The organism is Phenylobacterium sp. (assembly GCF_019636135.1).
Lineage (GTDB): Bacteria > Pseudomonadota > Alphaproteobacteria > Caulobacterales > Caulobacteraceae > Phenylobacterium.
This window is the reverse complement of the sequence record NZ_JAHBYD010000007.1, coordinates 74,907-91,713: the sequence shown is the minus strand read 5'-3', so window position 1 is coordinate 91,713 and position 16,807 is coordinate 74,907. Positions and strand designations below refer to the sequence as shown.

General features: G+C 70.6%; 17 protein-coding genes. 7 read left to right on the top strand and 10 right to left on the bottom strand.

The features are described 5' to 3' along the window. Window positions 1-14: 14 nt before the first annotated feature. From KF737_RS06865 to KF737_RS06840, 6 genes are all read right to left on the bottom strand, one after another. Window positions 15-1,040 (bottom strand): kelch repeat-containing protein, encoded by a 1,026-nt coding sequence (locus KF737_RS06865; RefSeq protein ID WP_296451980.1) that lies wholly within the window; start codon window positions 1,038-1,040, stop codon window positions 15-17. Window positions 1,041-1,059: 19 nt separating this feature from the next. Then, window positions 1,060-1,941 carry a DMT family transporter gene (locus KF737_RS06860; protein ID WP_296451977.1) on the bottom strand — a complete coding sequence of 294 codons (882 nt, stop codon included), beginning with the start codon at window positions 1,939-1,941 and terminating at the stop codon, window positions 1,060-1,062. Between the two features lie 160 nt (window positions 1,942-2,101). Further along, entirely contained in the window at window positions 2,102-3,697 is a 1,596-nt protein-coding gene (locus KF737_RS06855) for a 2-isopropylmalate synthase (RefSeq protein ID WP_296451975.1), read from the bottom strand. A 249-nt stretch (window positions 3,698-3,946) separates the two neighbouring features. After that, window positions 3,947-4,237, bottom strand: coding sequence for a type II toxin-antitoxin system RelE/ParE family toxin (locus KF737_RS06850; protein WP_296451973.1), 291 nt, complete (start codon window positions 4,235-4,237; stop codon window positions 3,947-3,949). Then, window positions 4,234-4,494, bottom strand: coding sequence for a hypothetical protein (locus tag KF737_RS06845; protein WP_296451970.1), 261 nt, complete (start codon window positions 4,492-4,494; stop codon window positions 4,234-4,236). Before KF737_RS06845 ends, KF737_RS06850 begins: the two co-directional genes overlap by 4 nt. 9 nt (window positions 4,495-4,503) lie before the next feature. Next, window positions 4,504-5,220 carry a TVP38/TMEM64 family protein gene (locus KF737_RS06840; RefSeq protein ID WP_296451968.1) on the bottom strand — a complete coding sequence of 239 codons (717 nt, stop codon included), beginning with the start codon at window positions 5,218-5,220 and terminating at the stop codon, window positions 4,504-4,506. Window positions 5,221-5,385: 165 nt separating this feature from the next. Between KF737_RS06840 and KF737_RS06835 the strand changes: the two genes are divergently transcribed. After that, the gene (locus KF737_RS06835) at window positions 5,386-6,588 is read left to right on the top strand and encodes a pyridoxal phosphate-dependent aminotransferase (RefSeq protein ID WP_296451965.1); all 1,203 of its coding nucleotides are present in this window, start codon (window positions 5,386-5,388) and stop codon (window positions 6,586-6,588) included. 150 nt (window positions 6,589-6,738) lie between these two features. Here the strand turns inward: KF737_RS06835 and KF737_RS06830 are convergent, their stop codons facing one another. Continuing rightward, complete coding sequence (locus KF737_RS06830) at window positions 6,739-8,115, bottom strand: M20/M25/M40 family metallo-hydrolase (RefSeq protein WP_296451962.1); 1,377 nt, start codon at window positions 8,113-8,115, stop codon at window positions 6,739-6,741. Between the two features lie 80 nt (window positions 8,116-8,195). Beyond that, window positions 8,196-8,432 carry a DUF2171 domain-containing protein gene (locus KF737_RS06825; RefSeq protein WP_296451960.1) on the bottom strand — a complete coding sequence of 79 codons (237 nt, stop codon included), beginning with the start codon at window positions 8,430-8,432 and terminating at the stop codon, window positions 8,196-8,198. A 59-nt stretch (window positions 8,433-8,491) separates the two neighbouring features. Between KF737_RS06825 and KF737_RS06820 the strand changes: the two genes are divergently transcribed. After that, window positions 8,492-8,668 carry a DUF4169 family protein gene (locus KF737_RS06820; protein WP_296451957.1) on the top strand — a complete coding sequence of 59 codons (177 nt, stop codon included), beginning with the start codon at window positions 8,492-8,494 and terminating at the stop codon, window positions 8,666-8,668. Between the two features lie 170 nt (window positions 8,669-8,838). Beyond that, window positions 8,839-10,032: a hypothetical protein gene (locus KF737_RS06815; protein WP_296451954.1), complete on the top strand. Its 1,194-nt coding sequence runs from the start codon at window positions 8,839-8,841 to the stop codon at window positions 10,030-10,032. A 575-nt stretch (window positions 10,033-10,607) separates the two neighbouring features. Here KF737_RS06815 and KF737_RS06810 read toward each other — a convergent pair. Further along, window positions 10,608-11,372 carry a Coq4 family protein gene (locus tag KF737_RS06810; protein WP_296451952.1) on the bottom strand — a complete coding sequence of 255 codons (765 nt, stop codon included), beginning with the start codon at window positions 11,370-11,372 and terminating at the stop codon, window positions 10,608-10,610. Between the two features lie 112 nt (window positions 11,373-11,484). Here KF737_RS06810 and KF737_RS06805 point away from each other — a divergent pair, with 112 nt between their 5' ends. The 4 genes from KF737_RS06805 to KF737_RS06790 all read left to right on the top strand — a co-directional run bounded on the left by KF737_RS06805 (window position 11,485) and on the right by KF737_RS06790 (window position 16,365). Continuing rightward, window positions 11,485-11,694 carry a ribbon-helix-helix domain-containing protein gene (locus tag KF737_RS06805; RefSeq protein WP_296451949.1) on the top strand — a complete coding sequence of 70 codons (210 nt, stop codon included), beginning with the start codon at window positions 11,485-11,487 and terminating at the stop codon, window positions 11,692-11,694. A 216-nt stretch (window positions 11,695-11,910) separates the two neighbouring features. Continuing rightward, window positions 11,911-14,247 carry an ATP-dependent helicase gene (locus tag KF737_RS06800; RefSeq protein ID WP_296451948.1) on the top strand — a complete coding sequence of 779 codons (2,337 nt, stop codon included), beginning with the start codon at window positions 11,911-11,913 and terminating at the stop codon, window positions 14,245-14,247. Between the two features lie 226 nt (window positions 14,248-14,473). After that, window positions 14,474-15,442 carry a magnesium and cobalt transport protein CorA gene (locus KF737_RS06795; protein WP_296451946.1) on the top strand — a complete coding sequence of 323 codons (969 nt, stop codon included), beginning with the start codon at window positions 14,474-14,476 and terminating at the stop codon, window positions 15,440-15,442. Window positions 15,443-15,498: 56 nt separating this feature from the next. After that, the gene (locus KF737_RS06790) at window positions 15,499-16,365 is read left to right on the top strand and encodes a 50S ribosomal protein L11 methyltransferase (protein WP_296451945.1); all 867 of its coding nucleotides are present in this window, start codon (window positions 15,499-15,501) and stop codon (window positions 16,363-16,365) included. A 13-nt stretch (window positions 16,366-16,378) separates the two neighbouring features. Here the strand turns inward: KF737_RS06790 and KF737_RS06785 are convergent, their stop codons facing one another. Beyond that, window positions 16,379-16,723 (bottom strand): GIY-YIG nuclease family protein, encoded by a 345-nt coding sequence (locus KF737_RS06785; protein WP_296451943.1) that lies wholly within the window; start codon window positions 16,721-16,723, stop codon window positions 16,379-16,381. Between the last annotated feature and the right edge of the window lie 84 nt (window positions 16,724-16,807).

Below are 16,807 nucleotides of genomic sequence, written 5' to 3'. Positions count from 1 at the left end.
GGCTCCAGCTCGGCTCAAAGAGGAAAGTCTGGGTCCCCGCATGCGCGGGGATGAGCGGGGCAGGGCGTGAAGGCCTCGGCGACGGCGCTCACCTGGCCGCCGCTCTCCTTGACGCCGCCGCCCAGGGCCAGGACGCGGCCGCCCGCCGCGACGCCCGCCAGGCCGTGGCGCGGGGTGGCCATGTCGGGCTCGGCGGTCCAGCGGTCGGTCTTCGGGTCGTAGGACCAGGCGTTCGGGATCACGCCCGGCCCGCCCTCGCCGCCGAAGGCGTAGAGCTTCCCACCGGCCGCCGCGGCCGCGAGGCCGCCCGCGGGGCGCGGCATGGGGCGCAGCGTCGTCCAGCGGTCGGCCCTGGGGTCGTAGACGTCCAGCCGGTCCGAGTTGTCGCCGCCGACCTGCCGCCCGCCGACCAGGTAGAAGCGGCCGCCCAGGCCCGCGCCGGCGGCGCTGTTGCGGGCCAGCGGGCACGGCCGGGCCGTCTCCCACTTGCCGGCGCGCGCGTCGAACACCTGGTGCAGGTCGATGTCGCCCTGGTCGGGCCATTCGAGGTTGCGCGCGCCCTTCGGCGCCCGGCCGCTCGCGATGTGGATGCGGTCGCCCAGGGTGACGGCCACGGTCTCGCACTGGAGCTTCGGCATCGGCGGCAGGGGCGTCCAGGCCTCGCCGTCCAGCACGAGGGCGTCGGGGATCGCCATCCAGCCGCCCTCTGCGACCTTGTATCCGCCGAACAGATGGACGCGGTCGCGGGCCGTGGCCAGCACCGGATGGTGCCGCGCGAACGGCAGCTTCGGGCCCTCGCGCCAGGCGTCCCTGGCCGGATCGTAGAGGCCCACGCGGTCCTGCGGGTTGATGCCGCGCGAGCCGGGGACGCCCGGCGCCATGCCGCCCGCGATCACCGCCTGCCCGCGCCATGCGGTCCCGTAGACCTCCTGCACCGGCCAGGGGATGGGCGCGCAGGCGGTCCAGCGTCCGGCGGCGGCGGCGGCGGGCGCGCAGGCCGACGCGAGGCCGGCGGCGAGGAGGGTTCGGCGGTCGATCATGGCCGCCATGGCAGCCGTGTCAGGCCAGCGCGGTCAAGACCACGCCGACGCTGGTGAGCACGCCGCCCACCAGTTGCCGGGCGCTCAGGCGCTCGCGGAAGACGCGGCGGCCCACGGCGGCGGCGATCACCGTCTCCAGCACGCCCACCGCCCGGACCGGTCCGGCGGGCGCGAGCGCCAGGGCGCCGAACCAGCACGCCGAACCGGCCGAACCGAAGAAACCGGCGCCCAGCGAGGCCTTCCACGACGCGCCGACCGCCTTCCAGCTCTGCGGCCGCAGGAGCGCCAGGGCGCCGCCCAGGCCGACCGACTGGAGCGTCTGGGCGACCACCAGGCCGGCGAGCGCCGCATAGATCGGGTGCGCCGGCTCCAGCGCGAGGGCCGCCTGCCGGTAGCCGTTCAGCGCCACGGCGAACGCCGCGCCCGAGGCCAGGCCCAGGCTCGCGCCGGCCAGGCTGCCGCGCAGGTCCGCGCGCTTCGGCCACGACAGGATGACGAGGCCGGCGGTCGCGACGGCGACGCCGCCCCAGGCCGCGGGATGCAGCCGGTCGCCCAGCGCCACCCAGCCCAGCAGCGCGCCCAGCGGCAGCGACGACTGCTGCATCACGGTCGCCACCGCGAAGCCCGAACGATGCATGGCGAGCAGGAGCGCGCCGGTCGCCGCGATCTGCGCGGCGGCGCCGGCGCAGACGCCGATCCAGAACCGCAGCGAGGGGTCGGGGTGCGCATCCGGCGTGAGCGTCGCCACGACCGCGAACATGGCGATGGAGAACGGCAGGCCGAACAGGAAGCGCACCAGCGTCGCGCCCCACGGCCCGGCGTCGCCCACCAGCCCGCGCTGCAACGCATTGCGCGTCACCTGCAGCGGGGCCGCGGCGGCGGTGAGGAGGATCCAGAGCATTCAACGCTCCAACATCCCTCCCCTTCAGGGGAGGGACCGGCGGCGAAAGCCGCCAGGGTGGGGAAAGTGGGTCAGAACGCGGCGTTGGGTGAGGATCGAGGTTTCCCCACCCTGACCGCTGCGCGGTCTGTCCCTCCCCTGAAGGGGAGGGATGAGGGCCTCAGAACCCGCTGGCGACCTTGCCGGGCGCGCTCTTCTCCTTGCGGGCGAAGAGGTTGTTGAGCGCGTTGACGTAGGCCTTGGCCGAGGCGGTCAGGGTGTCGGTGTCGGCCGCCGAGCCGGTGGCGATCCGGCCGTCCTCTTCGAGGCGCACCGAGACCTGGGCCTGGGCGTCCGTGCCCTCCGTCACAGCGTGGACCTGGAACAGGCGCAGGACGGCGTCGTGCGGCACCACCGCGTGGATGGCGTTGAACACCGCGTCCACCGGGCCGTCCCCTTGCGCGTTGGCGCTCTTCTCCTCGCCCTCGATGGTCACCGTCAGGAAGGCCTCCTGCGGCCCCTCGGTGCCGGCGATCACGCGCAGGTGCTTGACCTGCACCTTGTCGGCGCTGCTGGCCAGGGCGTCGTCGACCAGGGCGACGATGTCGTCGTCGAAGACGTGCTTCTTCTTGTCGGCCAGGTCCTTGAAGCGCTGGAACGCCTCGTTGAGCGCGTTCTGGCCCAGGTCGTAGCCCAGGTCCTTCAGCTTCTCGCGGAAGGCGTGGCGGCCGGAGTGCTTGCCCATGACCAGGTTGGATTCGATCTGGCCCACGTCCTCGGGCTTCATGATCTCGTAGGTCTCGGCGTTCTTCAGCATCCCGTCCTGGTGGATGCCGCTCTCGTGGGCGAAGGCGTTCTTGCCGACGATCGCCTTGTTGAACTGCACCGGGAAGCCGGTGATGGCCGAGACGTAGCGGCTGGCGCGGGTGATGTGCTGGGTCTCGACGCCCGTGTCGAAGGGCAAACGGTCGCCGCGGACCTTCAGCGCCATGACGATCTCCTCCAGCGCCGCGTTGCCGGCCCGCTCGCCGATGCCGTTGACCGCGCACTCGATCTGGCGCGCGCCGCCCTGGACGCCGGCGATGGAGTTCGCGACCGCCAGCCCCAGGTCGTTGTGGCAGTGGGTGGAGAAGATCACCCTGTCGGCCCCCGGCACGTTCTCGATCACGTCGCGGAAGAGGTCGGCGTACTCGCTGGGATAGGTGTAGCCCACCGTGTCGGGCAGGTTGATCGTGCCCGCGCCGGCCCGGATGGCGGCCTCGACGCAGCGCAGCAGGAAGTCGCGCTCGGTGCGGGTGGCGTCCTCGGCCGACCACTCCACGTCGCCGCAGAGGTTGCGGGCCAGGGTGACCGACTTGGTCACCATCTCCAGCACCTGCTCGGGCTCCATCTGCAGCTTCCACTTCATGTGGACGGGGCTGGTGGACAGGAAGGTGTGGATGCGGCCGCGCTTCGCCGGCTTGATGGCCTCGGCGCAGCGTTCGATGTCGGCCACGCCGGCGCGGGCCAGGCCGCAGACGACGCTCTCGCTGACGATCTCGGAGATCGCGCGCACGGCCTCGAAGTCGCCGTTGGAGGCGATCGGGAAGCCGGCCTCGATCACGTCGACGCGCATGTCCTCCAGGATCTTGGCCAGTTCGAGCTTCTCGTCGTGGCTCATCGAGGCGCCGGGCGACTGCTCGCCGTCGCGCATGGTGGTGTCGAAGATGATGACCTTGTCGCGGTCGGGATTGGCGCGCTCCGACGGAGCGGCGGTCTGGGATACGGGGTCGGTCATGTCGGTCTCGCGGTGTGTCTCAAGCTGGGCGAAGGTGCGGAATGACCCCTGGTCGCCCGGCCGCGAGGAAGCGCGTGCCTAGAGAGGCGCCCAGGGGCGGCTAAGCCCCAGCGAGAGAAGAAGCAGGCTGTCGAGCCGCGTGCGCATGGCGTCGTCTCTACCGAAACGGGCGCTTCGCCGCAAGCTTGTTGCGCCGGGCGCGGCGCCGGGCCGCGAGTCGGGCAAGAACCTTGCGCACTTCTTCATGGGCTACGACAGCCGATGGGGCGGCCAAGCTCTTGCGCCATGTACGACCATCAGCACTTCCAGGTGGTCGTCCAGGACATGGTAGACGATCAGATACGGTGTCTGCGGCACCGTGAGCTCCCGTGTCCCCGGCTTACGTCCCTCACGGCCCATTCGCGGGAAGCGCGCCAGGCTGGCGGCGGCGGCCTGGATTCGGTCCGCCTGTTTGAAGGCGGCGGTTAAGTTGTCTCCACCGATGTAGCTGATGATGTCGCTAAGGTCGGCTTTCGCATCCGGGTGCCATCGGACCTTCACTCCGCCGCCTTGTGAGCGGGCAGTCCTGATTTCAGCTCGTTGATCCAGGCCACGATTTCGTCGTGCGGGATCGACTTCTCCCGATCGGAGCTTTCGATCGCAGCCTCAACTTTGCGCCTAAACCAAGTGTCGTACTCCAGCCGCTGCTGGACGAGCAGACCAACGACTTTGTCGACGGTTACTTCCAGATGGTCGGCTTCGGCCGCCAGGAACGCCGCATGTTCCTCGCTGAGTTCGAAGGTTACGGGTTTCGTCATGTCCCCAGCCTACGCCTCGCCGCCACCCCTGTCAGCCCGCCGCGCCAGCCACCGCCTCGCGAACCAGCCCAGCGCCAGCCATAGAGCCGCGACGGCGGCGAGTTCCACCCAGTGCCGCCCGATCTCGCCGCGCATGAGCTGCACGATCGAGGCGCCGGCGAAGGCGGTGAGCGCGATCTTGGGCACGATGCCGATCCCGGTGCCGGCCACGAAGTCCCGCGCCCGCATCGGCGTCACCCCCGCCGCCATGTTGACCACGATGAAGGGCGCCGAGGGCACCAGCCGCACGACCAGGCTGGCCAGGAAGCCGTTCTGGCCGACCAGCGTCATGAAGCGCCGCACGCCCTCGCCCTGGAACCGCTCCAGCACCCGCGCGCCGGCGGCCCGGCCCAGCCAGAAGCCGACCAGGGCGGAGACCATCGTGCCGACCCAGCTATAGGCCGCGCCCGCCCATGGGCCGAACGCCACCACCGCCGCGGCGATCAGCACGATCTGCGGCGTCCCGATGAAGGCCAGCGCCGCGAACGCCGCCATCGCCACCGGCAGCGACCAGGGCCCCCGCGCCGCGGTCAGCCAACCCTCCAGCGTGCGCTCGGAGTCGATCCCCAGCGCCTGGGCGCCGAACACGAACACCACGCCCACGCCGCCGAACAGCACGAACGAGACCGCCAGCGTCCGCCACGCCTGGGCGTCCATGTTCGAAAGGAAGGCGAGGAGCCGGCGCATCGATGGCGCGAGGGGTCGCGTGTTCAGCCCCGGCGGTCAAGCGCGAGGCGCGCCCGACGGCGATCCGCGAGACCCAGGCCACCTTCTCCGAACCGGCGGTTTGAATGCGGCGCCGCAAAAGGGTATGTCCGCGCCCGTCCAATCTCAGTCGGGAGTCCCCACGCCATGTCCCTGGAATCCGCCGCGCTTGCCCGCGTGAAGCCGTCCGCGACCCTCGCGGCCGACGCGAAGGCCCGCGAGCTGAAAGCCCAGGGCAAGGACGTCATCGGCCTGGCCGCCGGTGAACCCGACTTCGACACGCCCGACAACATCAAGGACGCCGCCATCAAGGCGATCCGCGACGGCAAGACCAAGTACACCAACGTCGACGGCATCCCGGAGCTGAAGGAGGCCATCTGCGCCAAGTTCGCCCGCGAGAACGGCCTTTCCTACAAGCCCGCCCAGGTGAACGTGTCGCCGGGCGGCAAGCCGGTGATCTGGAACGCGCTGCTGGCCACGCTGAACCCGGGCGACGAGGTGATCGTGCCCACGCCCTACTGGGTGAGCTACTGGGACATCGTGCTGCTGGCCGGCGGCGAGCCCGTGGCCCTGGCGACCAGCGCCGAGACGAACTTCAAGGTCCAGCCCGCCGACCTGGAGCGCGCGATCACGCCGAAGACCAGGTGGATCATCCTGAACTCGCCGTCGAACCCGTCGGGCGCGGCCTACACGCGCGCCGAGCTGAAGGCGCTGGCCGACGTGCTGCTGAAGCACCCGCAGGTGTGGATCCTCACCGACGACATGTACGAGCACCTGGTGTTCGGCGACTTCGAGTTCACCACCATCGCCCAGGTGGAGCCGGGCCTCTACGACCGGACGCTGACCATGAACGGCGTCTCGAAGGCCTACGCCATGACCGGCTGGCGGATCGGCTATGCGGCCGGCCCCGAGCCGCTGATCAACGCCATGCGCAAGGTGATGAGCCAGACCACCTCGAACCCGGCGTCCATCTCGCAGTGGGCGGCGGTGGAGGCGCTGAACGGCACGCAGGCCTTCATCAAGCCGAACGCGAAGCTGTTCGAACAGCGGCGCGACCTGGTGGTCTCGATGCTGAACCAGGCCCGCGGCATCCATTGCCCGACGCCGGAGGGGGCGTTCTACGTCTATCCGTCGTGCCAGGAACTGATCGGCAAGACGGCGCCCAGCGGCAAGGTGATCGCGTCGGACGCCGACTTCGCGGTCGAGCTGCTGGAGACCGAGGGCGTGGCCGTGGTGCATGGCGCGGCGTTCGGCCTCTCGCCGCACTTCCGCATCAGCTACGCGACGGCCAACAGCGTGCTGGAAGACGCCTGCCAGCGCATCCAGCGCTTCTGCGCGAACGTGAAATGACACCATCCCTCCCCTTCAGGGGAGGGAAAGCTCGCCAAAGGCGAGCAGGGTGGGGAAGGCTTGGATATCCCCGACCGCAGAGTTCTCGCGCCGTGTTTCCCCACCCTGGCCGCTCACGCGTCCTGTCCCTCCCCTGAAGGGGAGGGATGGTCAGGGCCTCATCCCCTCGGTCCATTCGGGGCGGAAGTCGCTGTTCAGGAGCCAGCGGATGGGCTCGGCGAGCGACTGGATCACCTCGGCCATGAAGGGCAGGTCGACGTGGTCGAGGTCGTCGGTGGGCTGATGGTAGGTGGGCGGGATCGGCCAGGCGCTGATGGTCTGGGCGACGACGCCCTTCCTGGCGAGTTGGTAGTTGTCGGAGCGCTGGAAGAAGTTCTCCTCCGGATAGCGGTCGGGGCCGATCGAGGCGCCGTGGTCCTTCAGCGCCGGGCCGAGGTCGGTGCGCTCCCAGCCGGTCAGCATCAGGCGGGTGCGGTCGGCCGGATCGGGCACGCCGATCATCTCGAACTCCAGGTTCGCGACCAGGTCGGCGAGCGGCGCCGACGGGTGGGCCAGGAAGTACTTCGCGCCGTGGCCGCCCGCCTCCTCGCAGCCGAAGAGGGCGAAGTGGACGGTGCGCCTGGGCGCCTTGCCCGACCCCAGCAGCCGGGCGAACTCCAGCACCGCCGCCGTGCCCGAGGCGTCGTCGTTGGCGCCCGGGTAGACGACGCCGTTCTTCACGCCGACGTGGTCGTAGTGGGCGCTCAGCAGCACGGCCTGGCGGTCGGCGTCGGGCGCCGCGCCGGGGATCACGCCCAGGACGTTGTAGGTGGTCCCGACCGTCGGCTGGCCGCGGGGCGCGGCGAAGCGGGCGGCCTGCCCTTCCAGGGCCTTGAGCCGGGCGATGGCCTCGGGCCGCGCGAAGACGACGACCTGCGTCGGGGCCGCCGGCGCCGGGCCGGCCTCGGCGCCGAGGATCTCGACGCCGCCGGGCGCGCGCGCCGCGAGCTGGTCCCAGGCGCGCAGCATGCGCTCGGGCGCCAGGACGACCACCGCGGCGGCGCCCGCGCGGACGAAGGCGGCCACCGCCTTGGGATCGTAGGGGGCGTCGTAGACGGCGACCTTGCCCGCGGCCGCCTCGGGCGCGGCGAGGCCCACCAGCGCAAGCGGCCCGCCGGCCGCCTCGCCCGGCTCCAGCGCCACGATCTCGCGGCCCTGGGTCAGGGTGACCCCGCCGACGGTGAGGCTGGGCGGCGCGGCGTAGGTGGGCGTGCGGAACCGGACGGCCTGGAGGTAGCCGCCGCCGGGCGCGGCGCCCTTGGCGTGGTAGGCCTTGAGCCGGTCCGCCAGCCAGCGGGCGGCGGCGTTCTCCTCGGCGGTCCCGCAGGCGCGGCCCTTCATGTCGGGGGCGACCAGCCGCTGCATGGTGGCCTTCACGCAGTCGGCGCAGACCTTGCCGGCCCCGACCTTGCTTGCATGGGCCGGCGCGGAGACCGCGGGCGTCGCGGCGATCGAAAGCGCCGCCGCCATCGAAACCAGAACCTTCAAACCGGAACACCCCCAGCTCTGACGGCCGGGGGCTCCGGCGCGCGGGTCAGGCCCTCTTGGCAGACCCGCGCCCCGTTCGGCTAGTGCTTCTCGCGCCAGCCGGCCTTGGCCGCGTCCCTGGTCAGGTTCAGGCACACCTTGTCGTCCTCGACGTGGTCGACCCAGGTGATCGGGATCATGTGGTGCTTGAATCCCGAGCCCATGTCGAACTTCGCGAGCTCGATGTCCGCCCCGCGGACGTGGTCGACCTTGCCGACGTGCCCGCCGTCGGACCCGACGACTTCCATGTGCTCACGGATTTCCGAAGCCTGGATCATGCTCATCTCCTCGTCATAGGGTTGGGGCGAGGTAACGAAGGGCGCGGGCGAAGGTTTCCATGGCCGAGCTGATCAATCTCAACCGGGCGCGCAAGGCGAAGCAGAAGGCGGCGGGCAAGGCGCAGGCCGCGGAGAACCGCGTCGCATTCGGGCGAACCAAGGCCGAGAAGACAAGCTCGAAGCTGGCCTCGGAGCGCGCCCGTCGCGAGCTCGACGGGAAGAAGCGCGAAGACTGACGCGGCTATGGACTGGACGTCGGCGGACCGGCGCCTAAGCTGGGCCTTCAGTTCCGGGGGTCCGTGTCATGCGTGGTGGCGTTCGTGCGCGTTGGGTTTTGCTCGGACTCCTGGGTCTCCTGTTGATGCCGGGTCCCGCCTCCGCACAGAACGCGAGCTACGCCGCGCGCATGCCGGACGTGCAGCGCGTCGTCGCCGACTACACCGCCCCCGACCCCACCGACGCGCGCATACGCGAAGCCGCCGCCTGCCACGTGATGAGCGATGCGGTGGAGCTCTTCATGGGCGCCCGCTATTTCCGCGGCGAGTTCCGCGGGGAGGAGAAGGCCCGGCGCGACGCCTACGCCTCGTGCGTCGGGAACCGCGTCGGCACGCGGACGGGCGACACGCGCGCCATGCGGCGCAAGATCACCAGCGGCGAAGGGGACCTGCGGCGCAACCCGCAGTTCGTGGCCGAGGTCACCAGCCGCTACCTGGCCCCCGGCGACCTGCAGACCTACCGCCGGCTGAGCGCGCAGGCCGAGTCGCGAGACGCGGCCGCCACGGCGCGGGCGCGCGCGGACACCGCACAGCAGAACGCGTTCCTGCAAGCGCGCCGCCAGAAGTCGCAGGCGACCCTCGCCGCCCTGGGCGCCGCCGTGATCGGAACGCTGGCGCTCACCGCCTGGCTCCTGTCGCGCAACCTGCCCGGGTTCAGGATCGATGCGGAGAGCACGCCCCCGGTCCTCAAGGCGCGCGGCCGCACCTACACGCTGCACACGCGCGGCGGCGTGATCGCCCAGCTCGACAAGCAGCACCGGACGCACCACGTGCCGGGCTCGACCACCTACGACGGCCAGGGCCGCTACGTCAGCTCCACGTCCGGCTACAGCTACACCACGACCAAGGACACGGTGTTCCTGCTCGACAAGGATGGCGCCGAGCACGCCATGAAGCTGGAGAACTGGGACGTCACCGCCCGCGGCGGCCACATGCTGGGGGCGCTCTGGGCCATCGCCAAGGGCAAGGAATACGGCTCCTACCTGATGGTCTGGAACTTCTCGATCGACCGCGTGCAGACCGACACGCACCTGATCGGCCGCATCGTCGGCGTCACGGCCAAGACCGTCGTGTTCGCCGCCCTCAGCACGCTGATCCTGGCGATCGGCTGGGACATCGTCACGCAGCACCTTTTCGGCCCTCGCGACTTCCTGCTGGCGTTCATCGTGCTGGTGGCGGGCCTCGTCGCCCGCCGCCTGATCAACGGGAGCCGCGTGAAGCGCTTCCAGCGCGAGGTCGCGCCGATCCGCGACCGGATCAAGGCCGACGCCGAGGTCGCCCTGCTGCGCGCCAACGGCCTCACCGAGGCCACGGAGCAGCCGTGAGCCCACCCCCGGACGCCACGACGTTCGACGAGGCCGTGGCGGCGGGCTTCACGATGTGGTTGTCGCGGGAGGGCGACGCTCAGGACCCACTGACATCGGCGGCCCGGGCGAGGACCCATCTCCCCGTGCGAGGCCTGATCCGGGCCGGCGTGCGCAGCGTGCCGGATGAGAGGTGGCGCGAGCCTTTCAGCTTCGAGGGCGCGCCAGCGCCGTTTTGATTCAACCACGGAAAACACAGAAAACACGGAAGGCGGCGGACACGCAGGAGCCCCTTCCGTGTCCTTCCGTGTTTTCTGTGGTCCAGCTCAAGGGCGCCTGCGGCGCGCAGGAAGCTCGCAGGCCCAGCCCAATCAGGTTCGGGGCAGGCCCCAGGACTGAACGCGGACTGGCCTAGGGTCCGCCCCCGATACCGCTCATCCCGGCGAACGCCGGGACCCAGATGGAATGGCGCAAGAGGAGGGTTCCGGGGGCTCCGAGGTCCTCCCATCAGCCTCCGCGAGCGTGGATCTGGGTCCCGGCAGTCGCCGGGATGAGCGGAAATATTGAATTCCCTCAGAGGGAATCGAGTCCGGACCCTAGGCCGCCTGCGGGACCACGCCGTTGCGGACGCCGGGCGGGATGGAGTCGTAGATGGTGGCGGGCGTGATGCCGAGGCGCAGCCTGGCGGTCTCCAGCGGCTCGGCCATCAGGCGCTCGTAGTCCTGGCCTAGCAGCCACCTGGCGGCCTTGCCCCGCTTGTACCCCTGCCAGATCGCCTTGATCGCCGGATAGCCCGTGCCGCGCGAGCGCGAGGCCGCGCCGAACGCGATCAGCGCCCAGCCCAGGCCCTTGGTCTGGGCGTAGGAGAAGGCCACGAGGCAGGCTTCGCCCAGCGCGTCCCGGTGATAGCCCGACAGGATGTGCCAGATGTCGTGGACGTCGCGGGTGCGGCGGCCGAACCAGGCGTAGGGATGCTGCTCGTCGATCCCCTCCCCGCCCTCGCGGGAGACCTCGGCGAGGCCCTCGGCCGACAGCTCTTCCGAGCGGATGAACTCGCGGTAGGCGGCGCCGACGCTGCCTTCGGGCAGGCTGTCGAGCCAGGCGTCGTCCATCAGCCGGGCGGCGAACTCCTCGCGGCGGTAGGCGATGCGCCCGCCTTCCGGGGTCTCCAGCAGCTTGTGGTAGCCCTTCGCGGTCGACTGGCCGTTCAGCGCCCGCATGATCTCGAACACCTGGCGGGTGTCCTCCTTGTCGGCGAGCAGCTTCTGCAGCGAGCGCCAGGCGTGGCCCCACTGCATCCTGGTGGAGTCCCAGCGCGGGGCGTCTTCGAAGGCTTGCGGAGCGTCGGCGACGAGGGTCATCGGGGAGGATGCTCTCTGGCTGATGTGAACACTGTTTGGATAAAATGACGCCCCCGTCATCTTTTTGCAAGGGGCTATTTTCGTCTAGCGGCAATGCGTAAACGGACGGCTCATGGCCGGCCTGAAGAAACGCTCCGTCCTGCTCTCGGGCCACGCGACCTCGATCGCGCTGGAGCCCGAGTTCTGGGCCGTGCTCGACGGCATGGCGGCCGCGCGCGGCTCCAGCCTCGCCGCCCTCATCGTCTCGATCGACCGCAGCCGCGGCGAGCGGCCGCTGGCCTCGGCCTGCCGCGTGGCGGCGCTGAAACACGCGCAGGGCTGACTTCCCTTCCCGCTCGCGGGAAGGGGGGACCGCTCGCCGAAGCCGGCGCAAGCCGGCTGAAGAGCGAGGGGTGGGAAGGGAAAACGGCCGGCAGGGCGGTTCTATCGGGCTGATCCGAGCGCCGAGCTTGAGGCTTTCCCTCTCCACCGCCCGCTCGCGGGAAAGGAAGGGCGTTCCGGCCTTAAGCCGCGCGCCCTTCGTGCTACATATGTTCCGATGTCCTATGAGTCCGACCTCCCTGCCCCGCGCATCAGCGACATGGCCCGCGCCGACGCGCGGCCGTTGAACTACCTGGAGGGCCTGAATCCCGAGCAGCGGGCGGCGGTGGAGGCGGTCGAGGGGCCGGTGCTGGTGCTGGCGGGCGCGGGCACCGGCAAGACCAAGGTGCTGACCACGCGGCTGGCGCACATCCTGACCACCGGGCGAGCGCGGCCGTGGGAGCTGCTGGTCGTCACCTTCACCAACAAGGCCGCGCGCGAGATGCGCGAGCGGATCACCGCCATCATCGGCCCGTCGGCCGAGGGCCTGCGGTGGCTGGGCACCTTCCACTCGGTGGCGGCCCAGATCCTGCGCCGCCACGCCGAGCTGGTGGGGTTGAAATCGAACTACACCATCCTCGACACCGACGACCAGGAACGGCTGCTCAAGCAGGTGCTGGAGGCCGAGAACGTCGATTCGAAGCGGTGGCCGGCGAAGATGCTGGCGGGCCTGATCGACCACTGGAAGAACCGCGGCTGGCGGCCCGACCAACTTCCGCCGGCGGAGTCACAGCAGTTCGCCAACGGCCGTGGCCAGGCGCTCTACCGGCTCTACCAGGAGCGGCTGCGAATCCTGAACGCCTGCGACTTCGGCGACCTGCTGCTGCACAACCTGACGATCTTTGTCAGCCAGCCCGACGTTCTGGCCGAGTACCACGACCGCTTCCGCTACCTGCTGGTGGACGAGTACCAGGACACCAACGTCGCCCAGTACCTGTGGCTGCGACTCCTCGCTCAGAAGAGCCAGAACCTGTGCTGCGTGGGCGACGACGACCAGTCGATCTACGGCTGGCGCGGGGCCGAGGTGGACAACATCCTGCGCTTCGAGCGCGACTTCCCGGGCGCCAAGGTGGTGCGGCTGGAGCGCAACTACCGCTCGACCAGCCACATCCTGGCGGCGGCAAGCGGCCTGATCGCCGCCAACAAGTCGCGCCTGGGCAAGACGCTGTGGACCGAGGCCGAGGGCGGCGAGAAGGTGGTGGTGCGCGGCGTCTGGGACGGCGAAGGCGAGAGCCGGCTGATCGCCGACGAGATCGAGCGGGCCCGGCGCGGCACGTCCAAAGGCGATCCGCGCCGCTATTCCGACATCGCCATCCTGGTCCGCGCCGCCCACCAGATGCGGGCCTTCGAAGAGCGGTTCGTGATGCTGCAGATCCCCTATGTGGTGATCGGCGGCCCGCGGTTCTTCGAGCGCGCCGAGATCCGCGACGCCATCGCCTACCTGCGCCTGATCCAGTCGCCGGACGACGACCTCGCCTTCGAGCGGATCGTGAACCAGCCGAAGCGCGGCATCGGCGACACCACCGTCCAGAAGCTGCTGCAGGTGGCCCGCCTGAACGGCGTCACCGGCGTCGTGGCAGCGCGCCAGCTCGTGCTGACCGACGAACTGCCGGCGCGCACCCGCACGGCGCTGTCGAACTTCCTGCGCGACCTCGACCGCTGGCGCGGCCAGGCCGGGCACATCCACCACGCCCGCGTCATGGAGGCGGTGCTGGAGGAGAGCGGCTACACCGACATGCTCAAGCTGGACAAGTCGCCCCAGGCGCAGGGCCGGCTGGAGAACCTCAAGGAGCTGGTCCAGTCGATGGGCGGCTACGAAACGCTCGAGGCCTACCTGGAGCACGTCTCGCTGGTGATGGAGCTGGAGCGCGGGCCGACCGCCGACAGCGTGCAGATCATGACCCTGCACCAGGCCAAGGGGCTGGAGTGGCCGCTGGTTTTCCTGCCCGGCTGGGAGGAAGGCGTCTTCCCCTCGCAGCGCTCGATGGACGAGAAGGGCGAGAAAGGGCTGGAGGAGGAGCGGCGCCTCGCCTACGTCGGCATCACCCGCGCCCGCGAGGAGGCGCGGATCAGCTTCGCCGCCAACCGCCAGGTCTACGGGCGCTGGACGAGCCAGTTGCCCAGCCGCTTCGTGGACGAGCTGCCGAACGCCAACGTCGAGGCGTCGTCCGAGACCGGCTACTACGGCGGCGGGCCGGGCATGCAGCAGCACGGCAGCCGCTGGGACGCCGACCCCAACTTCGGCGGCGGCTACGAGTCTCCCGGCTGGCGGCGCGCCCAGGCCAACCAGTACCGCGGCAGCCACCCGGGCCGGCAGGCCGTGATCGAAGGCGACGGCCGCCTCGTCGCCACCTCGGACTCCTCGGCCGGCAGCGACTTCAAGCGCGGCGACCGCGTCTTCCACATGAAGTTCGGCTACGGCAACGTCCGCGGCGTCGAAGGCAACAAGCTCACCGTCGACTTCGACAAGGCCGGCGAGAAGAAGGTCATCGACAGCTTCGTCGAGAAGCAGTGAACCCTCCTCTCCCCCCGGGAGCGCAGCGAACGGAGAGGGAGAGGGCAGGGAGAGGGAGGCGCCGGCGATGCCGCATCCGCGGAGGTCCCCCGGGGCGCCGCTGACGTCACTCAGCCGCCCTCTCCCTGCCCTCTCCCTCTCCGCTTCGCGGGGGGAGAGGAGGGTTGTTGCGCATCCTCGCCGCTTGGCGTCTCATCGCCGCGAGTTGAGGGGAGCGTGCGGGCGGATGCCGATCGCGGCGGCCAGGGTCTATGCGGAGGGGCACCGGCTCCGGCACCTGCGGCTGCACGAGCCGGAGGACCGGGTGGTGCAGGCGAACCAGTTCGCCTGGATCGGGCTGGTCGATCCGACGGCGGACGAGCTCGGCATCCTGCAGGAGCGGTTCAACCTGCACCCGCTGATCGTCGAGGACGTGCTCTGCGAGCACCCGCTGCCGAAGGTCAGCGTCTACGGCGACCAGGTGTTCGTCGCCGCCCGCACCGCCCGCCTCGACGGCGAGGAGATCGTCTACGGCGAGACCTGCATCTTCCTCTGCCGCAACACCGTGATCACCATCCGCAAGGGGTCCGAGCGGGCCTACACGGAGGTGCGGCGCCATCTCGAGGGCGCGCCGGCCCTGCTCAACCACGGCATCGCCTACGTCCTCTATTCGGTGCTCGACTTCATCGTCGACAGCTACCAGCCGATCGTCGAGGCGATCGAGGAGGACGTGCTGGAGATGGAGGGCCGCGCGCTGGACGCCTTCCTCAGCCGCGAGGACGTCACCCACATCTTCAACCTGCGCCAGTCGCTGGTGCGGTTCCGCCGGGTGCTGGGCCCGATGGAGGAGGTGTGCGCGCGGCTGGAGCATCTGCACCTGCCGTTCATGGACCCGATGGTGCGGCCCTACTTCCGCGACGTGGGCGACCATGTGCGCCGCGTCTCCAGCGCGATCGAACAGCTTCGCGACGTGCTCTCGTCGGTGTTCGAGGTGGCCAACCTGTTCGAGAGCCAGCGGCAGGGGGTGATCACCCGCCAGCTCGCCGCCTGGGCGGGGATCCTGGCGGTGCCCACCGCCGTGGCGGGCATCTACGGCATGAACTTCGAGAACCTGCCCGAACTGCACTGGAAGTACGGCTACTACTACGTATTGGGCTTCGTCGCGGTGACCTGCCTGGTCCTGTTCTTCACCTTCAAGCGCGCCAAGTGGCTCTGACACGCCGGCCGATCCCCCTCGCCTTTCGCCGCCCCAGCGGCTAGAGCCTCGCGCCCATGAGCGAAGAGGCCGTCCAGATCATCGCCCGCGGCCCTCGCGCCGACGCCGAAGCCGCCGCGGCGGCGCTCGAAGCCGACCCGGCCACCGAGGCCCTGACCTTCTCCATCCTGGAGGAGGACGAGGACCACGACGTCTGGCGCATCGACGCCTTCCCGACCGAGCCCGCCGAGCAGGCCGCCATCGCCGCGGTGCTGAAGGGCTGGCCGGCCTTGCGCGTCGTCACCGAGACGCTGGCCGACGCCGACTGGCTGGCCATGGCGCTCTCGGGCCTGCCGCCGGTGCGCGCGGGCCGCTTCTTCGTCTACGGCGCGCACGACAAGGGCCTCGCGCCCGCCAGCACCGTGAACCTGCGCATCGAGGCGGGCGCGGCGTTCGGCACCGGGCACCACGGCACGACGGTCGGCTGCCTGCAGGCCTTCCACGACCTCCTGAAGGCCCAGCGGTTCGAGCGGGTTCTGGACGTGGGCTGCGGCACCGGCGTGCTGGCCATCGCGGCGGCCCGCACCGGCGCGCGGATCGCCGTCGGCACCGACATCGACGCGCCCAGCGTCCGCATCGCCAACGAGAACGCGGCGCTGAACCGGTCGGACGCCCGCTTCGTCCACGCCTCCGGGCTGAACCACAGCCTGGTCCGCGACGACGGCCCCTACGACCTCGCCTTCGCCAACATCCTGGCGCCGCCGCTGGTGGCGCTGTCGCAAGACATCCGGCTGGCGCTGAAGCCGGGCGGGATCGCGATCCTCTCGGGCCTGCTGCGCACCCAGGAGCGCCGCGTGCTGGCCGCCTACGCGTCGAAGGGATTCCGGCTCGTGCGCCGCCTGCACCGCGACGCCTGGGCCACGCTGGTTCTGCGGCGCGCCTGAGCCCGCGGCATCCTCAGCCGACGGCCTTCTTCGCCGCGAGCGCCTCGATCCAGTGGCGTTCGCGGGCCTTGGTGAGGTCGGCGAGGCCGAGCGGCGTCATGTCCTCGGCTTCGAGGCGCTCCAGCACCTCGTAGGTGAAGGCGCCCTCGCCGTGCGCCTTCCAGGCCGCCTGCATGGCGCGGTTCATGTGCGCGCCCTGCTTCAGCGAGAACCAGATCGAGTTCCGCTGCGGGTCGATGTTGCGCGAGCCGCCGACCCACACCTCGCCCGACGCAGCACAGCGCACCGCATAGACGCCGGCGGCGGTCTTCTTCTCCTTGAAGCCGCGCAGCAGTTCGCGGCGGGATTGCTTGTCCATGGCGCGGCCTCTACGCGCAGCCTCGGGCGTTGTCAATTTTACCCGGATTAAATAAGCCCACAGCGCCCTTTGCCCTCGCGCGCG